Below are 26627 nucleotides of genomic sequence, written 5' to 3'. Positions count from 1 at the left end.
TTTCAGCCGCCGGACTTGGGGAGGAGCTGCACGGAGGGCAGGTTCAGATTGGGAGCTTGGACGGTCGGGACGGAGGGCAGGGGCGGGACGGTCGGCGCCTGCACGGACGGCAACTGCGGCGCGGCAGGCTGCGCGGGCTGCTGCGGGGCGGGCTGACCCGGATCTGGTTGCTGCGCAGGCTGTTGCGGCGCGCCGGCATCCGGCTGACCCGGCGGCGCGGACTGCCCGTTGTTCGGCTGGGCGGCGATCGGGGCCGTGGACGGCACGCCCGGAACGCTTGCCGCGGGCTGACCGGGCATGGTGGTCGCGCCCGGGGCATTCGGGGCGGTGGTCGTGCCGGCGTTCGGGGCGGGCGCGAGTACCGAGGTCGTGGGCGCCGCAGGCGTTTTCGTGGTCGCGGTGTGACTGCTGGTGCCGAGGGCGAGACCACCGGCGCCGAGGCCCGCGAGGACCACCACCGCCGCGCCCGCGATCACCACTCTGCGCCAGCGGGTGAATCCGCTCGGGGGCTCGTCCGCGGGCAGCATCGGTAGTGCTCGGGTCCGCCCGGCCGTGCCCGGTTTGTCGCCGGGGGTGCGGGAATCCGCCTGACCGGCAGTGCCTGCCTGTGCCGCAGCATTGTTCGTGCGCCCATTCACACGGGCCGTGTCGGCGCCCGCCCCGGCGAGTCCGGTGTTCGCTTCACCCGCAGCGGTATTCGTGCCGAGGGAGCCCGTACGTGCGGTCGCGTCGGTGATCGGATGCCGGTTGGTACCCAGTGTTTCGCGGTTCGCGCCGTAGCGTTCGGTGCTGCCGGTGCGCAGGCTGTGGATGGTCTGCGGCAGCGGCGTGCCCTTCACCCGCTGCGGCAGGCCGCTCGCGCCGAGGGCCGGGTGCGCTTCGGTGGGTGTGGTGTCGGCGAGCAGGTCGGCGGCCAGCAGGGCCGCGCCGTGCGCGCTCAGATGGGCCGGATCGGAGGCGGCGGCCACCGGCACCCCGATCTCGGTGGAGATGAGTTCGGTGACCAGCGGCATGGCCGCGCCGCCGCCGGTGAGCAGGACGCCGTCCAGGTCGGCCAGGGTGAGGCCGGCGCGGCGGACGGCCTCGCGGACCAGGTCGGCCGAGGCGAGCAGGGATTCGCGGTACAGGTCTTCCACTTCGTCGCGGACCAGGCGGACATCGACGGGGGCGCTGCCCGGTAGCCGGACCGGGACCACGGTCGCTGTGTTTTTGGAGAGAGTTTCCTTCGCATTTCTGCAGCGGTCACGCAATGCGGTCAATTCTTGTTCCACCAGTGGGTCGAAAGGATCGAAATCCTTTTCACCGATGGCGTATCCGAGCACGAAACGCAGGGTGAGTAGATCGAATTCGGCGCCGGCCACCGTGGTGGAGTGGATCGGCTCGCCGAGTAATCCGGACATTGCGCCCGTACGGGCCACCGATACCGTCAAACCCGTTGCGCCCAGGTCGTATACCGCCATGGCGCCGTCGTGGCTGGATTCGTGCACTTCCTGCAGCCAGCGCATGGCGGCGGTGGGTTCCGGCACCAGGGCCACACTGTCCAGGCCGGCGGCGGTCAGCGCGGTGCGCTGCACCTCCACCGTGTGCTGGGTCCACCAGGCCGGGTAACAGGCGACGATGGAAGCGGCGGGGCCGGTGTCGTCCACGGCACGGCCTACCGCCGCGGCCACCAGATCCGCTGCGCGAACAGCGGATCCGTCTCTGGTCCGGATGTCCACGGGGTCCCCGACCCGGGACAGGAAGCTCTCCGGAAGTTCCTGTTCGGCGCCCAGCATGCTGGGGCGGATGTGCAGCTTGCGTTGTCCCCCCGAAGTCGTCACGGCCACCGTGTTCGACGTCCCGACGGTGATGCCGAGCGCCAGCCCCTGACTCATTCGAGTTCCCCTGTCATTCGAAACACGCGCCGGGTGAATCGCGCGCCTTGAGAAAGCTGTTCGGTCCGATTTGTGCGTAACGGTGCCGTCGGCCGGGTGGCCTACGGGACCTGTCGGTTGCCGGGGGATGGTCGTTACCGTTCCGGGCTCAGGTTTGGGGAAATTCCCCTAATGCCCGCCTTGCCCCGTATGGGCGTGTCGGTGGATCGGGGGGAGTTCACCCCGTTTCGGCGTAACGGGTCGCGTTCCTAACGTGAAAGGTAATTCGAGCAGCGCGGGTCAGCGGGGCCCGCCCATCCAGGAGACGATTCATCATGAGCCCCAACGCAATTCTCGAGTTCATCCTCAACCTGCTGCGGGACCACGAGGCCGCAGCCAGTTACTGCACCAACCCGGGCCAGGCCCTCGCCGCCGCCGGATTGGAAAACGTGACACCCGAGGATATTTCCGCCTGCGCCCCCATGGTGGCCGAATCAGCCCTGGTTGCCGGAGGTTCGCAGCTCTCCGAAATCATTGCCGCGGGTAACGGCGCCCTGAACGGTTCCACCGGCCTCAACGCCGGATTGTCCGGTGACACCGGCCTCAACGGCTCCACCGGTGTGAACGGCACCGCCGGCCTCAACGGATCGACAAGCCTCAACGGCGCAGTGAACGGCGGCGGCGCCACCAGCACCGACCTCGGCCTGGGCGCCCAAACAGGCCTCGGCGCAGCCTTGGGCGCGGGCCTCGGCACCGGCCTGGATCTCGGTCTGTCCTCCGCCCTCGGCGCGGGAGCAGACCTCGGCGCGGGGTTGAACGGCGCGCTCGGTGCGGGACTCACCGGGGCTGTGGATAGTGTCCTGAACGCGGGTGCCGGACTGGGCGCGGGCCTCGAGGGCGCGGTGAACGCCGCCACGAGTGCAGGAGCCCAGCTCGGAACCGATTTGGGCGCAGGCCTTTCCACCGGCCTGGGCGCCGCTGTGAATGCAGGTGCACAAGCCGGCGCCGACCTCGGCGCAGGTTTGTCCACAGGCCTTGGTGCAATTGTGGATAACGCGGCCCAAGCCGGCCTCGGCCTCGAAACCGGCCTGACCAGCGCCCTCGGCGCAGCAGGTGGCCTCGGAACCGACCTCGGCGCAGGCCTTTCCACCGGTCTGGCCGCAACTGTGAATGCCGCCACCCAAACCGGCGCGGACCTCGGCACCCAGATCGGAGCCGGTCTGAATGTCGGCCTGGACAACGCGATCAGCGCAGGCGCCAACCTCGGCGCGGGACTCGACACGGGCATTTCAGGTGGCGTCAACGCCGGAACCCAGCTGGGCGCGGGCCTCGAAAGTGGCCTGAACTCCGCAGTGGGTGCGGGAACTCAACTCGGCGCAGGCCTGGAGACCGGACTGGGTGGCGCAGCCAATCTCGGGTCGCAACTCGGTGCGGGGCTGAACGGCGCTGTGGATGCCGGGTCGCACCTCGGTGCCGGACTTGATACGGGTCTTGCCGGTGGCGTGAATGCGGGTGCTCAGTTGGGTGCGGGTCTCGAGAATGGTCTGAACTCTGCTGTCGGCGCGGGAACTCAACTCGGTGCGGGGCTGGAGACCGAACTGGGCGGTACGGCAAATGTTGGGTCGCAGCTGGGTTCGGGCCTGAATGGTGCTGTGGATGCGGGGTCGCATCTGGGGGCCGGGCTGGAGACCGGGCTGGCGGGTGGTGTGGATGCCGGGAGCCAGTTGGGTGTGGGGCTTGAGAACGGTTTGAACAGTGTGGTGGGTGCCGGGAGTCAGGTTGGTGCGGGGCTGGAGAGCGGGCTTGGTGGCGGGGTGAATGCGGGGACTCAGCTCGGCGCCGGTCTCGAGAGCGGACTGAATGGGGTGGGGGATCTCGGGTCGCAGGTTGGTGCGGGGCTGAATGGTGGGGTTGATGCCGGGACGCACTTGGGGGCTGGGCTGACCGGTGGGGTGGATGCGGGAAGTCAAGTGGGGGCTGGGCTGGAGACGGGGCTTGCGGGGGCCGGGGATGCTGCGGGTGGGGTTGGCGCGCAGGTTGGGAGTGGGTTGGAGAGTGGGCTTACCGGGGTGGATGCTTCCGTTGGTGGGGCGGGGGATGCGGGGGTGCATGTGGCGGCGCCGGCGAATCCTTGGGCGGGGGTGGATGTTTCGCAGGCTTTCGGGGGTGGGGTGCAGAGCGGTGGGGAAGGCGGGTTGTTCGGGAGTGCCGTGCAGACCGGAGGGGATGCGGGGCTGTTCGGGGACAGTGGGACGCATGTCGATCTCGGGACGCATCCGGCCGGGGATATCGTCGGCGATATTTTGCACTCGTGAAGTCGGGAACGCGCCCGCATCGGCGGGCGCACGGAAGTCATTGAGCAGATGAGGGATTGGTAGGGGTTCGCGTGACCGGCATTGTGGCGGCGCAGTCTTTGCTGTCGATACTTTCGGAGACCATCGGGGTGGCGCGGGGCGCCGACCGGGGGGATCTGGTGGGGCGGTTGGAGGTGCTGGCGGGGAAGGTGCGGGATCCGCGCCGGCGGATCGTTGTCGCGGGGCTGGCCAATCAGGGGAAGAGCCAGTTCGTGAATGCGCTGCTGAATATGGAGGTGTGCGCTGTCGGGGATGACGCCACCACCGGCGTGGTGACGGCGTTGTCCTATGGGGCGCAGGCTGGGGCGGCGCTCGTCGTCGCGGGGGCCGGGGGCGGGGAGGTGGAGCGGATTCCGTTGGCGGTCGGGGAGATCGGGACGGTGACCGCGCGGGCTCCGCAGGCGCGGGGGCGGGCGGTTTTGCGGCTCGAGGTCGAGGTGCCGAATCAGTTGCTGGGGGATGGGATCGTCGTGGTGGATACCCCGGGGCTGGGGGTGCACGGGACGGGGGGTGCCGCGGCGGTGCTGGGTGCGGTGCCGGCGGCGGATGCGGTGTTCCTGATCAGTGATGCCTCCACCGAGTTGACCGATCCGGAGGTGGAGTTTCTGCGGCAGGTGCGGGAGCTGTGCCCGGCGGTCGCGGTGTTGCTCAGCAAGATCGATCTGTATCCGCATTGGCGGCAGGTGTTCGAGGCGAATCGGAATCATCTGGCGCGCAATGGGGTCGAGGTCCCCATGTTGCCGGTGTCGGCGGTGCTGCGCACGCATGCCATGCGGCTGCGGGACGAGCAGCTCGGCCTGGAGTCGGGATTCGGGCCGGTGTTCCAGTTCCTGCGGGAGCAGGTGGTGGCGCGGGATCAGGTGGCCGTGCAGCGCACCATCGGTCTCGAGATCGGTTCCGCTGCCGAGCATCTGGCCCTGGCCATCGGTAGTGAGCTGGTGGCGCTGCGGGATCCGGAGCGGGCCGCGGCGGCGGTGCGGGAGTTGCAGTCCGCGCGCACGGCCGCCGAGCAGATGCATCGCGCGACCGCCGCGTGGCAGCAGACGCTGGGTGACGGCGTCACGGATCTGGCAGGGGATGTGGATCACGATCTGCGGGATCGGCTGCGGAACATCGGCCGCGAGGCCGAGGAATGGATCGATGCGAACGATCCCGGCCGGCACTGGGAAACCGTGGAGGAGTGGCTGACCGCCACCGTCGGCACCGCCCTCGGCGACAACCTGCTGTGGACCCGCGCCCGCGCCGTGGATCTGGGTGAACGGGTGGCGGCGCACTTCACCGAACTGGGTGCGGTCGAGCTACCCGAGTTGCGGGAGCTGCTGGAGCAGAACGGTTCTCGTTCCGATTCCTGCACGCTCGCGGACCTGGAACCGGATCTGGGCCTGGGTCACAAGCTGCTGGTCGGTGTGCGTGGCTCCTACGGTGGCGTGGTGATGGCGGGCCTGGTCGGCACGCTGGCCGGGCTGTCACTGGTGAATCCGATCTCGCTCGGCGCGGGTGTACTGCTCGGCGGCAAGGCTTTCAGTGACGATAAGCGGGCCCGCCTGGCCAAGCGCCGCGCCGACGCGAAGATGGCGGTGCGCCGCTACCTGGACGATGTCGCCTTCCACACCGGCAAGGAGACGAAGGACCGCCTGCACCGCATCCACCGGCTGCTGCGCGACCATTTCACCGCCATCGCCGACCGCACCCTGCGCTCCCTCGACGAATCCCTGCGCGCCGCACAGGAGGCCGCGAACCTGGAGTCCGCGCGCCGCGCCGAACGCGCGACCGAGCTGGAACGCCGCCTGCGCGTGGTGGCCGAACTCCGCCGCGTCTCCGATTCGCTGCGCGCCCTCCCCGCCGCGCCGCGGCCTCCGGCCCTGGAGGCCCGCTCTTGAGCGGTTCGTGCCCGGCGTCTCGGGTGGGAGGTTCCTGTGAGGGGACGCCGGGGTTGCTAACGGGGCGCGGGTCGATATCGAATCCCATGCGACGCGTGGAGGTGCGGTGTGCTGCGGAATCAGGAACCCATGAGGGACGACCTGGGCGGTATCGGATACGGAGTGGTGCCGGAGACGCGGGGCCTGGTGGCGGCGGCGCGGCGTGCGCTGGCGGACCGGCCGCGGGTGCGGGCCCAGCTCGACGAGTGCGCGCGCCGGCTCGACGAGCCGCTGCGAGTGGCCTTGGCGGGCCAGCTCAAGGCCGGTAAATCGACACTCTTGAACGCCCTGGTCGGCCAGGACATCGCGCCGACGGATGCGACCGAGTGCACGCGCCTGGTGACCTGGTACCGCAATGGCGCCGCTCCGCGCGTGACGGCCCGCGCCGACGACGGCGCCCGCGCCGATGTGGTGGTGCGGCGCGGCCGCGGCACCGAGGGCCTGCCGGGCGCGCACGGGCTCACCTTCGATCTGTCGGCGTTGCGCTGGAATGCGCCGGAGCCGCGCGAAGTCGACCGGCTGGAGGTGGAGTGGCCGTCGGCGGAGCTCGCGCGCACCACGGTCATCGACACACCGGGTATCTCCTCGCTGTCGCGGGAGGTGTCGGCGCGGACCTCGAAACTGCTCACGCCGAGCACCTCCGGCACCGCGTTGCCGAGCGCCGATGCCGTCGTCTACCTGCTGCGCCGCCTGGACGCGGCGGATGTGGATTTCCTGGAGCACATCGGCGCGGGCGCGGGCGCCGGTGGCCCGCTGGGCGTGATCGGCGTGGTGTCGCGGGCCGATGAGATCGGGGCGGGCCGCATCGACGCCCTGCATTCGGCGCGGGATGTGGCCACGCGTTTCGCGGTGGAGCTGGAGCGAACGGGCTTGTGCCAGTCGGTGATTCCGGTGGCGGGCCTGCTGGCGTTCGCGGCGGCGACCTTGCGGCAGCGGGAGTTCGCGGCCTTCGAGGCACTGGCGGCGATACCGGTGGACGAGCTGGGCGCGGCATTGTTGTCGGCGGATCGTTTCGCCCGCCCGGAGTCGCCGCTGCCGGTCCCGCCGGAGTTGCGCGCGCATCTGGTGGCGCGCTTCGGATTGTTCGGAATTCGCTTGGCGGTCACGCTGATCCGGTTGGGTGTGCGTGACGCGCACACGCTGGCGGCCGAACTCACCGACCGCAGTGGCCTGGACGAACTGCGCACGGTCCTGGATGTGCAGTTCGCGCAGCGCGCGGAGGAATTGAAGGCGCATTCGGCGCTCACCGCCCTGGCCCGCATCCTGCGCGCGCATCCGGGAAGCGCGGCGGATGCGTTGTTCCCGCGGGTGCGGACGCTGCTCGCCGATGTGCACGGTTTCACCGAGCTACGGCTGCTGGGTCACCTGCGAGCCGACGAACTACCTTTGCCCGCAGATGATCTCGCCGAATTGCAGCGACTGATCGGTGGGGCGGGAGTGTCGCCGACCTTGCGCCTGGGCCTGCCGCCGCACACCGATCTGGCTACCCAGCGGGAGGCGGCTATGGCGGCGGTGCGCAAATGGCGTGCGCGGGCTCGTCATCCGCTGGCGGATCAAGCCATGACGAATGCGTGCCTGACGGCGGCGCGCAGTGCGGAGGGCCTGCTGGAGGTCCTGCACGAGCCGCCGACCACGCCCTTCCCGGCCTTGGATCCGGTGCGGCACAAATAATCTCGAGTCGCGGGCGAGACGTCGTAAGCGTGAGAAATGCGTCCTGGGACAGTGCTGTGTATCGCGTTCGAAACCGGCTGGTCGTTCGCACCGACCTGAGAGTGACTCACCAGCGCGCGCCCAGCGACCTCACAAGCAGCGCCAATAGCGTAGCCGTCATGACGAACTCAACCCCTGCCGAGCAGGAACCCGCACCGCGCCACTCCCGCCGGCGGCGCATCAATCTCGCCCTCGGAGCCGTGACCCTGGCGGTGGCCGGCGTCGTCGGATTGGCCGCGTGCAGCTCCAACAGCGGCACCAGCAGCGCCCCGGCCTCCTCCCAGTCGCAGTCCCAGACCCCGCAGCCGGGCAGTCCGGGCGGTCACCGTGGCCCGCGCGGCGGCGCCTTCGGCACCATCAAGACCGAGGGCAGCGGCAGCTGGCTGATCACCAAGCAGGACGGCAGTTCCGAGACCGTCACCATCAATGCCCAGACCCAGTTCGGCACCAAGGAGAAGCAGGAGACCGCGGCGCAGTTCGCCGTCGGCGACAAGATCCGCGTCGAAGGCCAGGAGGCCAACGGCACCATCACCGCCACCCGCATCGAGCACGCCCGGGAGCGCATGAACCCGTCGGGTAATCCGTCCGCGAACCCGTCCGGCGCGCCGGCCCCGAGCGCTACCCCCACGAACTGATTGCGCTATTCCCTGTCGCCGCAGCTTGCCTTGTCGCTCCCCCGGGGTGCCGTCCCCGGGGAGCCGTATTCGCCGGCGGTCAGCCGAGCGTGACGGCCGGACTCCGCGGATCGATCAGGACCTTCGCGTGATGTTCGGGTGAGCCGAGCGCCGTGAAGGCGGCGTCCACCCCGGCCAGGCCGATGGTGCCGGTGATGAGCGGGGACGGATCGACCTTGCCGTCCGCGATCATGTGCAGCGTGTCGCGGAATTCGCCCGGGTCGTAACCGAGCACGAACCGCAGGTCGATCTCCTTGTTGATGGCGGTGGCCGGATGAATGGTGTCGGGCTGCATGCACACGCCGACGACCACGACGCGCGACATCGGCGGCGCGGCGCTCAGGATCTGATCGAGAATGCCCGGGACGCCGACGCATTCGAAGACGACCGGCCCGGACGGCCCCTGATTCAGGGTGTGCGCGAGCCGGAAGATGTACCACCACGGCACATTCGGAATCCGGCGCAGCCGTTCCATGGCGTCGAAGCCCAGATTGAGAATGTCACTGGCGCCATTGATGCGCGACTTCTTCGGCGTTGCCTCCCACGGTGATTCGACCCCGGGATCGACGACCACATCGGCCCCGCACCGGGTGGCGAGTTCCCGTCGGCGCGGGGAGAAGTCGCTGGCCACCACGGTCCGCACCCCCGACGCCTTCAGCATGGAGATGACGGCGAGTCCGATGGGCCCGCAACCGATCACGAACGCCGTCTGATTCCGGCCGACCCGTCCCCGGCGCACCGCATGCCAGCCCACCGCCATGGGCTCGGTCAGCGCGGCGAGGTCCGGGGCCAGGCCGTTGGGCACCTCGAAGGTCATGGCCTCCTGCACCAATACCTGTTCGGCGTACCCGCCGGGCGCGGCCGCCGACAGCCCGGTGAGTTCGGGTACCCGCCCGTGCCGCAGGATCGGCAGCGCCACCACCGGGGTGCCCGGCTTCCAGCGGCGGCGCGTACCGGGCCCGTATTCGAGCGCCTCGCCGGTGAATTCGTGCCCGAGCACGATGTTCTGGTCGGAGCGCATGAAGTTGTCGTAGCCGGTGGCGGCGGCCAGGTCGGCGAGATCGTCGCCGTGCACCCGGGCGTGCAGGTCGGATCCGCAGATGCCGCAGCGGGTGACGTCCACCAGCAGCTGTCCCGGTCCGGGGGTGGGGATGGGCAGGTCCTCCACTCGGAATTCGCCCTTGGTGAGCACGACCGCGCGCATGATGACTCCTGTCGAAAGACGTTGACGAGGGCGATTCTTCTCGCAGTCAGACCTCCACGAGTTCGGTTTCCGACGTGTCGGTCTCGTGCTGCGCCGGCCGGACGTTCTTCGGCAGGGCCAGGAATCCGAGGCAGACCAGCGCCATCAGGCCGATGCCCCACTCCAGGGTGCGGTCGAAGGTGTGCGCGAAATTGACCGCGTTCGCGTCCTGGCCCGCGCGGGTCAGGGCGTGCGCGACGGCCTGGTTCGCGGGCGTGCTCGTCTTGCAGCTGGCGGGCACGGCGGACGGATCGATCTCCGCGGAACGGTCCCGCACGCAGGCGCGGAAGCTCGCGAGGATCTCGTCGGCGGCGGGTGCGGGCATCCCGGCGGCGGTCAGTTCGGTGCGGGTCTGCGCCGCGACGGCCTGCACGCCGCGCGCCGAATCATGGTCGAGCTGGGTGAAGAACAGGATGCCGACCAGGGCCACGCCCAGCGCCATCCCCAGCTGCTGGCCGGTATTGAGCAGTCCGGACGCCGCCCCGGCCTCGCGGTCCGGGATCTGGCCGAGCAGCATGTCGATGGTCGGCGCGACCACGATGCCGAAACCGATACCGGTCACGATCAACGGCAGCACCATCTGCCAAGAGGCGAAACCGGATTCGTAATGCGTGGCCATCCCGCCGTACACCGCGAACCCGAGCGCGGTGACGACACCACCCGCCAGCAGCACCCATTTGCCGAACCGCGGCGCCAGCACACTCACCGACGTGCCCGCCCCGATGCCCGCGCCGACCGCGAAGAACACCGAGGTCAGCCCGGCCCGCATGGGCGACCAGCCCAGCCCGGCCTGCATGAACAGCGTCCAGATGAGGAAGAACCCACCGAATCCGATCCAGAACAGCAGCCAGCTCGCCAGCCCGATCGTGAAGGGCCGCGACCGGAACAGATCCAGATCGATCAGCGGTGACCCGACGGTCCGCGCCCGCCACCGCTCATAGCCGACGAAGGCCGCGAACAGTCCCGCGGCGGCCGCCATCATCACGAAAGTCCATGCGGGCCAGCCCAATCGGCGGCCCTCGGTGAGCGGATACACCAGCAGCAGCACCGACGACACGGCCAGCGCCATGCCGGGGATGTCCAGTCGCGGGGCGTGCGGGGCGCGGGAATCCCGCATGACGAGCGCGGTCGCGATCAGCGCCAGCACCCCGACCGGCACGTTCACCAGGAAGATCGGCCGCCACTCCAGCCCGAACAGGTTCCCCTGCACCAGCAGCCCGCCCAGCGCGAGCCCGACCGCGGACGCGGAGCCGCCGACGCCGCTGTAGATGGCGATCGCCTTGGCGCGCTCCGACTTCGGGAAGGTGACGCGGATGATGGCGAGGATCTGCGGCACCATGAGCCCGGCCATCGCGCCCTGCGCGAAGCGGGAGCCGATCAGCACGGCGGGTGAGCCGGCCAGGCCGCAGACCAGTGAGGCGATGGTGAATCCGGTCATGCCGGTCAGGAACAGGCGTTTGCGGCCGAAGATGTCGCCGAGCCGGCCGCCGGTGATGAGGACCGCCGCGAAGGAGAGCACGTAGGCGGCGATGATCCATTCGATCTGGGAGTAGGCGGCGCCGAGGTCCTTCTGGATGCTCGGGACGGCCACATTGACGATGGTGACGTCGAGCAGGTCCATGAATCCGGCCGCGAGGACGACGGCGAAGGCTATCCAGCGGCGGGGGTCGAGGGGGATCGATTCGAGAGGTGCTGCGGTTTTCGTGTCCATGCTTCCAAACTATGCACCTGAAGTGATTATCACACAATAGGGCAATCACTTTGTGGGCGTTGATGCCGCCGGGGATGTACCCTGGGTGGGTGACCGACGCCGATTCCAACTACCCCCCGATGTTCGAGCGCGCCGCATTTCTCTTCGCGCAGTTGGGATCTCAGGCCGAATACCGATTCGTCGCGCTGCTCGCGCCCCTCGGCCTCAAACCCGGTCAGTACGGCGCCCTGCGCATCCTCGAAGCCAATGACGGCATGACACAGCAGCAGCTGTGCGACGCGCTCGGCATCCACCGCAACGTGATGGTCGGGCTCGTCGACGCGCTGGAACAACGCGGACTGGTGGAACGCCGCCGGCACCCGGTCGACCGGCGCGCGCACGCCGTGCACCTGCTGCCCGCCGCCCGTGACGTGATCGCCGAAGCGGACCGGCTCGCACTTGGACTCGACGGGGAAATGGTGGGCGCCCTCGACCCGGCCGAGCGGGCGACGCTCATCGGACTGCTGCAGCGGGTCGCCGTGCAGGCCGGGCTCACGCCCGGTATTCACCCCGGTCTGAAGTCCGAATCGGACTGCACCGCCTGATGTGACCCGGATCACCGAACCGGGATGTCACAGCCGCCCGCGGCGTGTGTCCAACCAGGTGTAGGCAACTCACCCGGAAGGACAATCCGATGGCCACCATCGATGTGCTCGACTCGTTCCTCAACTACACCGACACCGACACCGACACCGGCAGCGGCACGATCCCGGTCGTGTTCCTGCACGGCAACCCCACCTCCTCCTATATCTGGCGCAATGTGATCCCGCACGTGAGCGGCGAAACCCGCGCGCTGGCACCGGATCTCATCGGCATGGGCGCCTCCGGCAAGCCGGACAGCGACTACCGCTTCACCGACCACGCCCGCTACCTCGACGCCTGGTTCGACGCGCTGGGCCTGGACGAGGTCGTCCTGGTCGGGCACGACTGGGGTGGCGCGCTCGGAATGGACTGGGCCGCAAGGCATCCCGGCCGGGTGCGCGGCATCGCCGTGATGGAGACCTTCCTGCGGCCGATGCTCTGGTCGGAGATGCCGCCGCAGGGCGCGGAACTGTTCCGCCGCTTCCGGTCCCCCGAGGGCGAGGAGATGGTCCTCGAACGCAATATGTTCATCGAGTTCAACCTGCCCGCCTCCACCCGCAGCCTGTCCCTGTCGGCGCTCGAGGAGTACCGCAAGCCCTACCCCACCCCGGAATCCCGCAAGCCGATGCTGGTGTGGCCGCGCGAATTCCCCTTCGACGGCGAACCCGCCGACGTGGTCGCCGTCATCGAGAACTACGACCGCTGGATGGCGGAAACCCCCGAGGTGCCCAAGCTCGTCCTGGGCGTCGAGGCCGGCGTCGGCCTCGGCTCACCCGAGATGATCGAGTGGGCCGCGAAAACCTTCGCCGCCGCCGAAACCGTGAATATCGGCCCGGCCGGCCACCACTGCCCGGAAGACCAGCCCGACGCCATCGGCGCCGCCGTCGCCGACTGGATCCACCGCCACGCGCTGCTCTCCACCCCGGCGGTGGCCTGAAAACGCCGGGGCAGGCCCGATTGTGGGGCGCGGCGGGGGCACAGCCATTGGCCGCGCCCCCGCCGCCCGGGTGCGGCTCGTGCGCCTTCGCTCTGCGCGAATCGCGGCGCGGAGCTCGCCGGCACTGGTTGCGCCGCGCCGGATACGGACTCAAGCTGGCGGCATGGAGTACGAGCCGCATGAGCCCGAGGCGCACGGCAGCGACCTCGCCGCCGAGGAGGTATCCGCCGGGCGCGGCCCGGATGCCGCCGAGGTGGCGCTGGTCGCCCGCGCGGTCTCGGGGGATCGGGACGCGATCTCCGACGTGGTACGGGTGCTGCAGGATCCGATCTATCGGCTGGCGCTGCGCATGGTGTGGCGGCCCGCCGACGCCGAGGACGCCACGCAGGAGATCCTCCTGCGGGTGGCCGGCAATCTCGCGAGTTGGCGGGGTGAGGCGAAGCTGCTGACCTGGGCGTACCGGGTCGGGGTCAACTATCTGCTGAACCTGAAGCGGCAGTCGCCGCAGGAGGCGACGCAGGTCAGCCTCGACGAATTCGGGGAGAGCCTGAAAGACGGTCTGGCAGCGGAGGATTACCGGGGGCCGGAGGCGGAGCTGCTCACCCATGAGACGCGGCTGAACTGCACGCAGGCCATGTTGCAGTGTCTGGCGCGCGAGGAACGGGTGGCCTATGTGCTCTCCGAGGTCTTCGGATTGAGTTCCGCCGAGGCGGCGTGGATCGCGGACACCACGCCCGCGGCGCATCGGAAACGCTTGGAGCGGGCCAAGAAGCGGCTCGGGAACTTCCTCACGAAGGCCTGCGGGCTGGCGAATCCGCAGGCCTTCTGCCGTTGTTCGCGCCGGGTGGAGAAGGCGATCGACCTCGGCCGCGTGGACCCGCGCCGTCCGGCGTTCGCGTCGCATCCGGTGACGCCCGGTGGGCGTGATGTCGCCGAAGCGGAGCGGCAGATGATCCGGTTGCACGATGCGGCGGCGATCATCGGCGGACATCCGGATTACGCGGCGCCGCAGGCGAAGATCGATGCCATCGCGGGGATTCTGCATTCCGGCCGGTTCTCGCTGCTGGACTGAGCTACTCGCCCAATCGTTCTCGCGCGGCCGGGACCACCAGGCGGGCGAAGCGTTGCACCTGGTCCACGTCGAAACCGGGTGGCCAATAGATGAAGGTGTCGAAGCCGCGTTGCTGGGCCAGGTGGGCGATGATGTCCGCCCATTCGTCGGCGGAGCCGTGAATCGGGTTGGCGCCGCGGGGATCCGGTTGGAGGGGGCGGTCGCTGACCACGCCGGGGAGGGCGGCCAGGCGGGAGATGGCGCCGGGCTCGCGGCCGACGGCCCGGGCGGCGGTGTCGATGCGGGCATTGGCGGGTCCCCAGTGTTCCCAGGGCATCCAGTTGGGCAGGGGCGCGACCCAGCCGTCGGCGAAGGTGCCGATCAGGTCCATGGCGTGCGGTCCCATGCCGCCGACCCAGATGCCGATGGGGTGGGCGGGCGCGGGCCCGCCCTCGATGCCCTGCACGGTGTATTCGGTGCCGAGCACGGAAACCAGTCGCCCGGGCCGCCATTCGGCGCGGATGATCTCGATGCCCTCGGCCAGGGCGAGCAGTGCGGCGCGGCCCTTGCGGAGCGGGCCGCCCATGCCGATCACGCCGCTCTCGAAAGCGCCCGCGCCCAGGCCGAGTTCGAAGCGGCCGCCGCTGAGCAGATCGAGGGTGGCCGCGTGTTTGGCGATCATGGCCGGGGTGCGCAGTGGCAGATTGGCCACGCCGGGGTAGACGCTGACGCGAGTGGTGGCCGCCAGGCAGGCGCCGAGCACCGCGAAGGCGTCGCCGAATTCGGCGTTGTACGGATGGTCCTGGATGCCGACCAGGTCCAGTCCTTCGTCGTCGGCGGCCTTGGCCATGTCGAGGACGACCGGCAACGCCGACGCGACCGGCGGGATCGAGATGCCGAACCGGGCTGCCAACATCCCTCCTCAGCTGCGACGACGTTGGGATGATCTTCACGGCCCGAGCCCAGCAAGCCCGGCATTTCGGACTCGCCGGGCCATCCGGGGCGTGTCCGGAAAAATTTCCCCGCCGCGGGGAATAGGTGATCCACCTGGTCGGTTGGAGCTGATCAGACAATGTTGAGTGTCTTGGACTCAAGTTCGAGTTGCACGCCGACCGATTCGGGTGCAGGATTGAGCGGACCACACTCAGTGTTGCTGAGAAATGTGCACTCTCCCGGCTTCAAGGGTTCGGGGGCGTATGCCCCGAGAGTCTCCCGAGAGGTGGGTTGAGTGCGTAGGTACGTCAAACCAGGAGGAAACACCATGGCTCGTGCGGTCGGTATCGACCTCGGGACCACGAACTCGGTCATCGCTGTTCTCGAAGGCGGTGAGCCGGTCGTCGTCGCCAACTCGGAGGGATCGCGCACCACTCCGTCGATCGTCGCGTTCGCGAAGAACGGCGAGGTTCTCGTGGGTCAGCCCGCGAAGAACCAGGCAGTCACGAACGTCGATCGCACCATCCGGTCCGTCAAGCGCCACATGGGCGAGGACTGGACCGTGGAGATCGACGGCAAGAAGTACACCCCGCAGGAGATCTCCGCGCGCACGCTGATGAAGCTGAAGCGCGATGCCGAGGCCTACCTGGGTGAAGAGATCACCGACGCCGTGATCACCGTCCCCGCCTACTTCGAGGACGCGCAGCGCCAGGCCACCAAGGAGGCCGGCCAGATCGCGGGCCTGAACGTGCTCCGCATCGTCAACGAGCCCACCGCGGCCGCGCTGGCGTACGGCCTGGACAAGGGCGACAAGGAACAGACCATCCTGGTCTTCGACCTCGGTGGCGGTACCTTCGACGTCTCGCTGCTGGAGATCGGCGAGGGCGTCGTCGAGGTCCGTGCCACCTCCGGTGACAACCACCTCGGTGGCGACGACTGGGACGAGCGCGTCGTCGGCTGGCTGGTCGACAAGTTCAAGGGCACCTCGGGCATCGACCTGACCAAGGACAAGATGGCCATGCAGCGGCTGCGTGAGGCTGCCGAGAAGGCCAAGATCGAACTGTCGTCCTCGCAGTCGACCTCGATCAACCTGCCCTACATCACCGTCGACGCGGACAAGAACCCGCTGTTCCTCGACGAGCAGCTGACCCGCGCCGAGTTCCAGAAGATCACCTCGGATCTGCTGGACCGCACCCGCAAGCCGTTCCAGTCGGTCATCAAGGATGCCGGCATCTCGGTCGGCGACATCGATCACGTTGTGCTCGTTGGTGGTTCGACCCGTATGCCCGCCGTGTCCGACCTGGTCAAGGAACTGACCGGCGGCAAGGAGCCCAACAAGGGCGTGAACCCGGACGAGGTCGTCGCCATCGGCGCCGCCCTGCAGGCCGGTGTGCTCAAGGGTGAGGTCAAGGACGTCCTGCTGCTCGATGTCACCCCGCTGTCGCTGGGTATCGAGACCAAGGGCGGCGTGATGACCAAGCTCATCGAGCGCAACACCACCATCCCGACCAAGCGGTCCGAGACCTTCACCACGGCCGACGACAACCAGCCGTCCGTGCAGATCCAGGTCTTCCAGGGTGAGCGCGAAATCGCCTCGCACAACAAGCTGCTCGGTTCCTTCGAGCTGACCGGCATCCCGCCGGCCCCGCGCGGCGTGCCGCAGATCGAGGTCACCTTCGACATCGATGCCAACGGCATCGTGCACGTGACCGCGAAGGACAAGGGCACCGGCAAGGAGAACACGATCAAGATCCAGGACGGCTCCGGCCTGTCCAAGGACGAGATCGACCGCATGGTGAAGGACGCCGAGGCGCACGCCGCCGAGGACAAGGCGCGGCGCGAGGAAGCGGAGACCCGCAACCAGGCCGAGTCGCTGGTGCACCAGACCGAGAAGTTCATCAAGGACAACGAGGACAAGGTCCCCGCGGACGTCAAGACCAAGGTCGAGGCGGCCATCACCGAGGCGAACGAGGCGCTCGAGGGCACCGATATCGCGGTCATCAAGGCCGCGGTGGAGAAGCTCGCCACCGAGTCGCAGGCGCTGGGTCAGGCCATCTACGATGCCTCGGCCGCGGACCAGGCCGCTCAGGGCAACGGTTCCGGACCGGCGGGCGACCCGCAGTCCGATGACACCGTGGTCGACGCCGAGGTCGTCGAGGAGCCGGAGAAGAAGTGACGAATCCGAACCAGGAACAGGAACCGGTCACCATCGACGCGGTCACTGGCGAGGTTCGGGAGGGGGCCGCGGCGGAGGACTTCGCCGCGGCCTCGGCCGCGAACGGTGGTGAGGCGAGCGAGGATTCGCTCGCGGACGCCATCAGTGCCGAACTCGCCGAGCGCACCGCCGACCTGCAGCGCCTGACCGCCGAATACGCGAACTACCGTCGCCGCGTCGAACGCGACCGCAAGGCCGCCATCGACACCGCCAAGTCGGCGGTGGTGGGCGAATTGCTGGGTGTGCTGGACGATCTCGATCGGGCCCGCGCACACGGCGATCTGGAAGGACCGCTGAAGGCGGTCGCCGACAAGCTCGCCCTCGCCCTGCAGAAGCAGGGGCTGGAGGAATTCGGTTCGGAGGGTGAGTCTTTCGACCCGACCCTGCACGAGGCCGTGCAGCACGAAGGCTCCGGGCACAATCCGGTGCTGGGCATGGTCATGCGCAAGGGCTACCGCTTCGGCGACCGCGTCCTGCGCCACGCGCTGGTGGGGGTCACCGATGGGGTTGCGGATCCGGCGCAGCCGGGCACGAACGCTGGCGTCGATGCCGCCGGCACCGATTAATACGACCACCCCGCCGGCATCCCGGCCGGCGCGCACAGAGAAAGGAGGAGATGCCTGGTGAATCGGGAGTGGCTCGAGAAGGACTTCTACAAAGAGCTGGGTATTTCCTCCAGCGCCACCCAGGACGAGATCAAGAAGGCCTACCGCAAGCTGGCCCGTGACCTGCACCCGGACAAGAACCCCGGGGATGCCACGGCCGAGGAGCGGTTCAAGGCCGTCAGCGAGGCGCATGCCGTGCTGTCGGATCCGGAGAAGCGCAAGGAGTACGACGAGGCCCGGAAGCTGTTCGCGGGTGGCGGTTTCGGTGGTCGCGGCGGCTTCCCGCCCGGCGCCGGCTACGGCCAGGGCGGCGGGTTCTCCAACGATTTCAATATCGGCGACATCTTCGGCCAGGCCGGGGGCGCCGCCGACGGCGGGCTCGGCGATCTGCTGGGCGGGCTGTTCAATCGTGGTGGCACCCGCACCGCTTCGCGCCCGCGGCGCGGGTCGGATGTGGAGACCGAGACCACGCTGGGCTTCCGCGAGGCGGCGCAGGGTGTGACGGTGCCGCTGCGCATGACCAGCCCGGCCGCCTGCACCACCTGTCACGGCAGTGGCGCCAAGCCCGGCACCTCGCCGCGGGTCTGCCCGCACTGCAATGGAACCGGCGTCGTCAGCCGGAACCAGGGTGCGTTCGGATTCAGCGAACCGTGTGAGGACTGCCGGGGTACGGGTTCGATCATCGACGACCCGTGCGTCGACTGCCGCGGTACCGGTATCCAGAATCGGACCCGCACCATCACCGTGCGCATTCCCCCGGGAGTGCGGGACGGGCAGCGGATCCGGCTGGCGGGTCAGGGTGAGGCGGGCCTGCGTGGCGCGCCGCCCGGCGACCTGTATGTGACCGTGCATGTCAGCCAGGACAAGGTGTTCGGCCGCAATGGCGACGACCTGACCCTGGTGCTGCCGGTCAGCTATGCCGAATTGGTGCTCGGCACCACCGTTTCCGTGCCTACCCTGGATGGACGGGTGGGTGTCAAGGTGCCGCCGGGCACCGCCGACGGCCGCACCCTGCGGGTGCGCGGCCGGGGCGTCCCGAAGCGCGACGGCGCGGCCGGTGACCTGCTGGTCACCGTGAAGGTCGCGGTGCCGCAGAAGCTGGACGACGACGCCGGCGAGGCGCTGCGGCGCTACGCGGAGGCGGAGAAGGCCGGCGGCTTCGATCCACGTGCGGGATGGGCAGGTGCGTGATGAGTTCCGATCCGAGTCGCAATGAGGCGCAGTATTTCCTGATCTCGGTGGCGGCGCAGCTGGCGGGCATGCATGCCCAGACGCTGCGCACGTACGACCGCCTGGGTCTGGTGTCGCCGCAACGCACTTCGGGCGGCGGGCGGCGTTACTCGGACCGGGATGTCGAACTGCTCCGTGAGGTGCAGCGGCTGTCCCAGGACGAGGGCGTCAATCTCGCCGGTATCAAACGGATCATCGAACTCACCAATCAGGTCGAGGAGTTGCAGCAGCGAGTGGCGGAGCTGACGTCGGAGGTGGAAAGGCTCCGGGCGGGATACCGCCCGGATCTCACGCCGCCCGCGCGTAGTACGGCGCTCGTAGTGTGGCAGCCGAGAAATCGGCGCAAACCTCAGTAATGGTGTAAATCGAAAGGGGCTCGGAGACAAAGTCACCGGGCCCCTTTTGCAAAACTAAAAACAGACCGGTAGGTTGAGAAATAGCTGGCGAGGTTGCGGTGTGATCGCTGGAATGTCGAGGCTTGCAAAATGAATCCTCCGACTTCAATGGCTGAAACCCCGTGTCGCCCGGCGTGTTACAGGTGAACAGTCTGTTTTCGACGTCGAATTCCCGAAGTTGCCAGGTTTTCGAGGAATTACAGGCATGTTGTTGAAACGTCCCGTTCCGTTGCTGGCAAACCTGCCCTACACTTGCTTGGCAACGGCTGCTGTCGAGTGTCCCGCAGCACTGCACTCGCCGCCTCCGCTTGTGTTCGAGTGCGAAATGGGGTTGTGACACATATGGATTCGCGGACCGTCGCATTGATTAGAACGACGTTCAAGGCGGTTGCTGCGGAAGATGGCGGCTCCGAGAAACTCGCTCGTTCTTTCTACGCCATCCTCTTCACGCAATACCCGCAAGTCCGCGATTTCTTTCCCGCGGCCCTGGACGCCCAGCGGGATCGGCTGGTGAAGGCCATCGCCTACTGCGTCGACCGGCTGGAGGACCCGGATCGTTTGCTGCCCTTCCTCGCTCAGCTCGGCCGCGATCATCGCAAGTACGGCGTCGTCGCCGAACACTATGCGGCCGTGGGGCAATCGCTGAAGTCCGCACTCGAGGCCTACGCCGGCACCGAACTCTGGACCGACGAGATCAGCCGGGCCTGGGACGAGGGCATCACCGTCATCGCCGAGACCATGATCACGGCCGCCGACCAGGAGACCACCCCGCCGGTGTGGACCGGCACCGTCATCGAACACCGTGAGGTACTGCGCAATCTGGCCATCGTGCGCCTGGCGCTGGATCAGCCCCTCCAATACGCGGCCGGCCAGTACATGAGCGTGCAGATCCCCTCCCGCCCGCGCATGTGGCGATACCTCTCACCCGCCATCCCCGCCAATGCCGCCGGCGAACTGGAATTCCACATTCGCGGCGTGACCGGCGGCTGGGTCAGCCCGGCCATGGTCGGGCACACCCGCGTCGGCGAACAGTGGCTCATCGGATCCCCGCTCGGCGGACTCGGCGTGCCGCGCAATACCCGCCGCAAGATGTTGATGGTGGGCTGCGGCACCGGCATCGCGCCGCTGCGCGCCCAGCTCATGGCCATGACCGCGCGCCGCTCCAACCCGAAGGTGGACCTGTTCGTCGGCGGCCACTACCCGTGCGACCTCTACGATCTCGAAGTGCTCAGCCAGCTGGCCTGCGCCAACAAGTGGCTCACCGTCACCCCGGTCACCGAGAGCGACGAGAACCCGTGGTGGCATTTCGATTCCGCCGAGGAACCCATCGACCTGCCCGGCCTGCAGCCGCGGCAGGTCGGGCAGATCGGGAAGATCGTGGCGGCGCACGGCAATTGGGAAGACCGGGACGTACAGATCGTGGGCTCGCCCTCGATGGTGCAGACCACCAAGTTCCGTCTCATGGCCGTGGGGACACCCACCGGGAACATCCGCCACGATCCGCTTTTCTGAGCTGTATTTTCTGCCCCCTCCGCTTCGCTCCGGGGGCGGGTTCGCGGCCTGGAAGTCTCGATTCTTCCCTCCCTACGCTCCTCCGCTTCGCTCCCCCGCTCCAGTCAGTCCAGAATCGAGACGGCCGCGAACCATGAGGGTGCCGATATCAGGCAGGCGAGTCGGCCAGATCGTGCTGCGGCGGCAACTGCGGCAGGCCCGGTTTGCGCAACCAGTTCTCGAACAGCGGGCGCAGCGGCTCCTTGCTGAAATGTGCCGCCAGGATCACGAATTCGTCCGTGCTCACCGAGGAGTGCTTGTACCGCTCGGTCCAGGTGCGCAGCAGGTCGAAGAAGGCCTCGTCACCCAGTTCCAGGCGCAGCGCGTGCAGGGTGAGCGCGCCGCGCTTGTAGACGCGATCGTCGAACATGCGGGTGGGCCCGGGATTTCCGATCACGATGTCCTGCGGCTGCCGCGACAGCGTGTGCCGCGCGGCCCGCGCCAGCTGATCGGCGGTGGGCCCGCCGCCCGCCTCGGACCAGATCCATTCCGCGTAACAGGCGAATCCTTCGTGCAGCCAGATATCGCGCCACTGCCGGATGGTGAGGCTGTTGCCGAACCACTGATGCGCCAGCTCGTGCGCGACCAGGCGCTCGTAGCCGCGGCGGCCGTCGCAGTGATTCGCGCCGAACACCGAAATGCCCTGGGCCTCGATGGGAATCTCGAGTTCGTCATCGGTGACCACCACCGTGTAACCCGCGAACGGGTACGGCCCGAACTTCTCTGCGAAGACCCGCATCATCTGCGACTGCCGGCCGAAATCGTGCTCGAAGTTGGTGTGCAGATGCGGCGGCAGCACCGCCTGCATGGGCACCGCGCGCCGCGGCACCTGCAGGGTTTCCTTGCGGTAGTGGCCGATCTGGATGGTGGCGAGATAGCTCGCCATGGGTTCGGGCTGCTCGTACACCCAGGTGGTCTGGCTGGCCTTGGTCTGCTTGCGCACCAATGTGCCGTTGGCCACCGCGTAGTAGGGCGAGTCGGTGGTGATCGAAATCCGGTAACTGGCCTTGGAACTCGGGTGATCGTCACACGGGAACCAGGACGCCGCGCCGTTCGGCTGACTGGCCACCAGCGCGCCCTCGGTCAGCTCCTCCCAGCCCACCTCGCCCCACGGGCCGCGCACCGGTTTCGGGGAACCGGTGTAGTGCACGTTCACCACCAGCGCGCCGCCCGCCGGAATCCGTTGCCGCGGCTGGAATATCAGCTTGCCCTGCTGGTGCGAGTACTTCGCCGCCTTCGCGCCGTTGACCAGCACCTTGGAGACGGCCAGCGCGGGGGACAGGTCCAGGGCGAACCGCTCCCGCACCCCCGTGGTGGTGCCGGTGATCTCCGCCTGGCCGGCCAGCCGGTTCGCGGCGACCTTGTAGACCAGGGTCAGGTCGTACCGGGACACGCGGTAGCCGCGGTTCCCGTTCTGCGGCAGGTAATCGTCGATGGGCGCGTCGAGTGATTTATCGGTCATCAGACACCCGATTCTGCACCGGACCACGGCGCGATCGGATTACCCCACCAGCGGGTCGACGGCGGCACACTGTCGCCGCGCATCACCAGCGACGCCGGGCCGACGGTCGCGCCCGCCCCGATGCTCGCCGCGGGCAGCGCCACACAGTGCGGGCCCAATGTCGCACCCGCGCCGAGGGTCACGGTGTCCATGGCCATGATCCGGTCATGGAAGAGATGGGTCTGCACCACACACCCCCGTTCCACGGTCGCGCCGGCGCCGAGGGTCACCAGGTCCGCCTCGGGCAGCCAATAGGACTCGCACCATACCCCGCGGCCGATCCTCGCACCCAGTCCACGCAACCACAGGTTCAGCACGGGCGTACCGGTCGCGGCGCGCGCGAACCAGGGCGCCGCCACATGCTCCACGAAGGTGTCGGCCACCTCGTTGCGCCACACGAACGAACTCCACAGCGGATGCTCCTCGGCCCGGATGCGGCCCACCAGCAGCCATTTCGCGACCACCGAGGCCGCGCCCGCGATCGCGCCCGCGCACAACAGCACCAGACCGCTGAGCAGCGCCGCGGGCAGGTGACCGAGGTTGCGCGCCAGCCACGCCAGCGCGAACAGCACACCCAGGCCGATGGCGAAGGTCACGAAGACCGGAATCAACCGGCAGGTCTCCACCACCCCGCGCGCCACCCGCAGCCGCAGCGGCGGATCGAAAGTGCGCGCCGTATCACCGCTTTCCGCGGCCCGCCGCAGCCGCACCGGCGGACTGCCCAGCCACGACGACCCCGCCTTCGCCTTCGACGGCGCCGCGGACAGCACCGCCACCAGGCCGTTCTTCGGCACCCGGCGGCCCGGCGCGGTCATCCCGGAATTACCGAGGAAGGCGCGCTTGCCGACCTTGGCGTCACCGATGCGCAGCCAGCCGCCGCCCAGTTCGTAACTGGCGATCATGGTGTCGTCGGCCAGGAAGGCGCCGTCGGCGACCGTGGTGAACTTGGGCAGCAACAGCACGGTGGACGCCTCCACCCGCTTACCGACCTTCGCGCCCAGCAGCCGCAACCACATCGGCGTCAGCAGGCTCGCGTACAGCGGGAACAGGAAGGTACGGGCGGCATCCAGCAGCCGCTCGGTCGACCACACCTGCCAGCCCACCCGGCTGCGCACCGGATGATGCCCCTCGGTCAGGCCGATCGCGAACAGCCGCACCGCGATCACCGTCACCAGCGCGTACACACCCAGGCTGATCAGCATGGCCAGCGGCAGAATGGCGATGGCGCGCGCGAATCCGCTTGCCAGCGTGGTGGTGTCACGGATCCACCAGGCCAGGAACAGACCACCCGCACCCAAGCCGAGGATCGGCACGGCGGCCAGCACCATGGAGGTCACACCGAAGATCGCCACCCAGTGCGAGGCGCGCGCCGGGGTCTCCTCGGGCCAGCGATGCTGGGCCTTACCGACTTTCACCGCCGGGGAACCCGCCCACTCCTGCTCGGCCTTGACCTTGCCGGCCACCGCGGAGCCGGGCGCGATCTCGGCATTGCGGCCGATCTTGGTGCCGGGCAACAGCATCGACCGCGCACCCACCACCGCACCCGGGCCGATCGAGATCGGGCCGATGTGCACGACATCACCGTCGATCCAGAACCCGCCCAGATCCACTTCCGGTTCCACACTGCAGCCGTCGCCGAGCTCCAGCATGCCGGTCACCGGCGGCAGCGTGTGCAGGTCCACACCCTTACCGATGCGCGCGCCCAGCGCCCGCGCGAACGGCACCATCCACGGTGCGCCGGACAGGTTCTCGGCGCCGCTCGCCTCCGACAACCGCACCGCCGTCCACAACCGCAGATGCACCTGCCCGCCGCGCGGATAGGAGCCGGGCCGCACTCCGGACAACAGCAGCCGCGCGCCCACCACGCACAGCGTCATCCGGCCGGGCGGGGAAATGAACAGGGCGAAAGCCAGCAGCGCCCACCACCACGACAGATGCGGCAGCCACGGCAGCGAACCCGACCAGGCCGCAATATTGCCCACGATGCCCAGCCAGGTCAGCCACTGCAGACCGGTCAGTGTGGTGAGCGGAATCGTGGCCAGCACCTGGAACAACTGCGCGCGCAACGGCACCGGCCGCACCGTCCGCTCGACCACCACGGCCGCCGGGCCGCTCGAATCCAGCAGTGCGGCCAGCGCCCCGAGGCGCGGATGGTCGTAAAGATCGGCGACGGTGATCCGCGGATTCCGCTCCCGCAGTCCGGCCACCAATTGCGCCGCCGCCAGCGAACCGCCGCCCAGATCGAAGAAGTCGGCCTTCGGATCGGTCACCTCGGCGCCCAGGATCGAATCCCACAGCCCGGCAACCCATTTCTCGGTCTCGGTGAAACCGGCCTCGGCCTCGGCGGCCGCGGTCTTGGGCAGCGGCCAGGGCAGCGCGTCGCGGTCCACCTTGCCCGAGGTGCGGGTCGGCATATCCGCCACCACCGCGAGCCGCGGCACCAGCGGGGCCGGAAGTTGTTCGGCCAGAATCGCTCTGGCGGCGGCCAGGTCGTACCCGGGTTCGGGGCCGGTCAGATAGCCGATGAGGATCTTGTTGCCCGCCTTGGTGGTCCGGATGGCGGCGGCCGCCGCGGTCACACCGGGCAGATGCTGCAGCGCGTTGTCGATCTCACCGAGCTCGATGCGGCGGCCGCCGAGCTTGATCTGATCATCGGCGCGGCCCAGGAACACCAGGCCCGCACTCTCGTTGCGCACCAGATCGCCACTGCGGTAGGCGCGTTCCCAGCCCACCGACGGGAGCGACGCGTACTTCTCGGCATCCTTCGCCGGATCCAGATAGCGGGCCAGGCCCACGCCGCCGATGACCAGTTCCCCGGTCTCGCCCTCGCCCACCGGATTTCCGGCCGCGTCCACGACTGTCAGGTCCCAGCCGTCCAGGGGCAGCCCGATGCGGATCGGCATGCGGCCGTCCAGCAGGGCCGCGCACGCGACCACGGTGGCCTCGGTGGGGCCGTAGGTATTCCACACCTCGCGCTGCACCGGCCCTTCGGCGGTGCCGTTCTGCCGCACGAAGAGGCCGAGCCCGTCGTCCGAGTCCTCATCCGCCGCCGGACCCGGGCGGCCCGCCCGCAGCGGTGCGCTGCCGTCCATCCGCACGGCGTCACTGCCCGTGCGTACCGCGGTGCCGGCGACCGGCGTCGCGCTGCCGCCGATGCGTCCAGCGCGGTCGTCCGGTTCGTCGTCGGTGTCGTCCTCGGGCCGATCACCGCCGCCCGCAAGGCGTTCCGCGAGTTCCGGCGGGACCGCCTCGCCGCCGAAGATGAGCAGCCGCACCCCGTCCAGGGCCTCGGCGGGCCAGGTCGCGGCCAGCGTGGGCACCGTGGACACGATGCTGATCTCGCGCCGCACCAGCCACGGGCCCAGATCCGCGCCGGTCCGCACCAGCGCGCGCGGCGCCGGCACCAGGCAGGCCCCGTGCCGCCAGGCCAGCCACATCTCCTCGCAGGAGGCGTCGAAGGCCACCGACAAGCCGGCCAGCACCCGGTCCCCGGGGCCGATCGGATCACCCTGCAGGAACAGCCGGGCCTCGGCGTCGACGAAGGCGGCGGCGTTGCGATGGGTCACCGCAACACCTTTCGGCGTACCGGTGGAACCGGAGGTGAAGATGATCCACGCGTCGTCGTCCGGCGTGGGTGCGACCGGGGTGGTCGGGGCCGTGCCGACCGCCGTGCCGGAGCTCTCGATGCCCGCGCCGGTGGCCATGGCCGTCACCCGGGCCTCACCGAAGACCAGTCGGGCCCGCTCGTCCGGATCGTCCGCGTCCACGGGTACATAGGCCGCGCCCGCGTGCAGGACCGCGAGGATCATGACGTACAGCTCGTAGCTACCCGAGGGCATCCGGATCCCGACCCGGTCACCCGGGCGCACGCCCGCCGCGACCAGCCGCTGCACCCCGGCCTCGATCTCGATCTGCAACTCGGCGTAGCTCAGTACCGTCTCGCCGTCATCGACGGCGGGCGCGTCCGGGTGGATGGCCGTCGTGGCGGCCAGAATATCGACCAGCGTGCGCGCGGGCGGCGCCGAAGAGGCACGCAACAGCGGGGCAAACTCCACGGTGGACATTTGCCCACGGTACCCGGCAGTAGTCGCAGCTCCGCCCACGACGGTATGAACCCTGGCCGT

18 protein-coding genes are annotated in these 26627 nt (G+C 69.0%); 12 read left to right on the top strand and 6 right to left on the bottom strand.

The features are described from left to right. Positions 1-2 precede the first annotated feature (2 nt). Positions 3-1874, bottom strand: coding sequence for an Hsp70 family protein (locus tag ACH438_RS20490; protein ID WP_397007446.1), 1872 nt, complete (start codon positions 1872-1874; stop codon positions 3-5). A 314-nt stretch (positions 1875-2188) separates the two neighbouring features. On the opposite strand from ACH438_RS20490, the gene ACH438_RS20485 reads away from it, so the two are divergent. The 4 genes from ACH438_RS20485 (at position 2189) to ACH438_RS20470 (ending at position 8471) form a co-directional block, all read left to right on the top strand. Then, complete coding sequence (locus tag ACH438_RS20485; RefSeq protein ID WP_397007444.1) at positions 2189-4168, top strand: IniB N-terminal domain-containing protein; 1980 nt, start codon at positions 2189-2191, stop codon at positions 4166-4168. A 71-nt stretch (positions 4169-4239) separates the two neighbouring features. Further along, on the top strand, positions 4240-6087 hold the full coding sequence (locus ACH438_RS20480) for a dynamin family protein (protein WP_397007442.1): 1848 nt from the start codon (positions 4240-4242) through the stop codon (positions 6085-6087). A gap of 129 nt (positions 6088-6216) precedes the next feature. Next, positions 6217-7797 (top strand): dynamin family protein, encoded by a 1581-nt coding sequence (locus ACH438_RS20475; RefSeq protein WP_397007440.1) that lies wholly within the window; start codon positions 6217-6219, stop codon positions 7795-7797. 158 nt (positions 7798-7955) lie between these two features. Continuing rightward, on the top strand, positions 7956-8471 hold the full coding sequence (locus ACH438_RS20470) for a DUF5666 domain-containing protein (protein WP_397007438.1): 516 nt from the start codon (positions 7956-7958) through the stop codon (positions 8469-8471). Positions 8472-8550: 79 nt separating this feature from the next. On the opposite strand, the gene ACH438_RS20465 is transcribed toward ACH438_RS20470, so the two are convergent. Both ACH438_RS20465 and ACH438_RS20460 read right to left on the bottom strand, forming a co-directional pair. Next, entirely contained in the window at positions 8551-9714 is a 1164-nt protein-coding gene (locus ACH438_RS20465) for a zinc-binding dehydrogenase (RefSeq protein WP_397007436.1), read from the bottom strand. A gap of 46 nt (positions 9715-9760) precedes the next feature. After that, positions 9761-11464: an MFS transporter gene (locus tag ACH438_RS20460; RefSeq protein ID WP_397007434.1), complete on the bottom strand. Its 1704-nt coding sequence runs from the start codon at positions 11462-11464 to the stop codon at positions 9761-9763. Positions 11465-11553: 89 nt separating this feature from the next. Between ACH438_RS20460 and ACH438_RS20455 the strand changes: the two genes are divergently transcribed. The 3 genes from ACH438_RS20455 (at position 11554) to ACH438_RS20445 (ending at position 14094) form a co-directional block, all read left to right on the top strand. Beyond that, complete coding sequence (locus ACH438_RS20455) at positions 11554-12048, top strand: MarR family winged helix-turn-helix transcriptional regulator (RefSeq protein WP_397007432.1); 495 nt, start codon at positions 11554-11556, stop codon at positions 12046-12048. 89 nt (positions 12049-12137) lie between these two features. Continuing rightward, positions 12138-13022, top strand: a complete 885-nt coding sequence (locus ACH438_RS20450) for a haloalkane dehalogenase (RefSeq protein ID WP_397007430.1) — start codon at positions 12138-12140, stop codon at positions 13020-13022. Positions 13023-13185: 163 nt separating this feature from the next. After that, positions 13186-14094 carry an RNA polymerase sigma factor gene (locus ACH438_RS20445; protein WP_397007428.1) on the top strand — a complete coding sequence of 303 codons (909 nt, stop codon included), beginning with the start codon at positions 13186-13188 and terminating at the stop codon, positions 14092-14094. A gap of 1 nt (position 14095) precedes the next feature. On the opposite strand, the gene ACH438_RS20440 is transcribed toward ACH438_RS20445, so the two are convergent. Further along, positions 14096-14989, bottom strand: coding sequence for an LLM class flavin-dependent oxidoreductase (locus ACH438_RS20440; protein ID WP_397007426.1), 894 nt, complete (start codon positions 14987-14989; stop codon positions 14096-14098). Between the two features lie 345 nt (positions 14990-15334). Between ACH438_RS20440 and dnaK the strand changes: the two genes are divergently transcribed. From dnaK to ACH438_RS20415, 5 genes are all read left to right on the top strand, one after another. Next, positions 15335-17182, top strand: coding sequence for a molecular chaperone DnaK (dnaK, locus tag ACH438_RS20435; RefSeq protein WP_397007424.1), 1848 nt, complete (start codon positions 15335-15337; stop codon positions 17180-17182). After that, positions 17179-17787, top strand: coding sequence for a nucleotide exchange factor GrpE (grpE, locus tag ACH438_RS20430; protein WP_397007422.1), 609 nt, complete (start codon positions 17179-17181; stop codon positions 17785-17787). Before dnaK ends, grpE begins: the two co-directional genes overlap by 4 nt. 54 nt (positions 17788-17841) lie before the next feature. Beyond that, positions 17842-19017: a molecular chaperone DnaJ gene (gene dnaJ, locus ACH438_RS20425; RefSeq protein WP_397008190.1), complete on the top strand. Its 1176-nt coding sequence runs from the start codon at positions 17842-17844 to the stop codon at positions 19015-19017. Beyond that, positions 19017-19412 (top strand): heat shock protein transcriptional repressor HspR, encoded by a 396-nt coding sequence (locus ACH438_RS20420; protein ID WP_397007420.1) that lies wholly within the window; start codon positions 19017-19019, stop codon positions 19410-19412. Before dnaJ ends, ACH438_RS20420 begins: the two co-directional genes overlap by 1 nt. Before the next feature lie 381 nt (positions 19413-19793). Further along, positions 19794-20963 carry a globin domain-containing protein gene (locus ACH438_RS20415; RefSeq protein ID WP_397007418.1) on the top strand — a complete coding sequence of 390 codons (1170 nt, stop codon included), beginning with the start codon at positions 19794-19796 and terminating at the stop codon, positions 20961-20963. A gap of 148 nt (positions 20964-21111) precedes the next feature. Here ACH438_RS20415 and ACH438_RS20410 read toward each other — a convergent pair whose 3' ends face one another. Continuing rightward, entirely contained in the window at positions 21112-22464 is a 1353-nt protein-coding gene (locus ACH438_RS20410; RefSeq protein WP_397007416.1) for a M1 family metallopeptidase, read from the bottom strand. Continuing rightward, positions 22464-26567, bottom strand: a complete 4104-nt coding sequence (locus ACH438_RS20405) for a Pls/PosA family non-ribosomal peptide synthetase (RefSeq protein ID WP_397007414.1) — start codon at positions 26565-26567, stop codon at positions 22464-22466. Before ACH438_RS20405 ends, ACH438_RS20410 begins: the two co-directional genes overlap by 1 nt. Positions 26568-26627 lie beyond the last annotated feature (60 nt).

Source organism: Nocardia sp. NPDC020380 (assembly GCF_044386975.1).
In the GTDB taxonomy this organism is placed as follows: Bacteria; Actinomycetota; Actinomycetes; order Mycobacteriales; family Mycobacteriaceae; genus Nocardia.
Note: the sequence above shows the minus strand (reverse complement) of the source record. Positions and strands in the feature narration are given on the sequence as shown.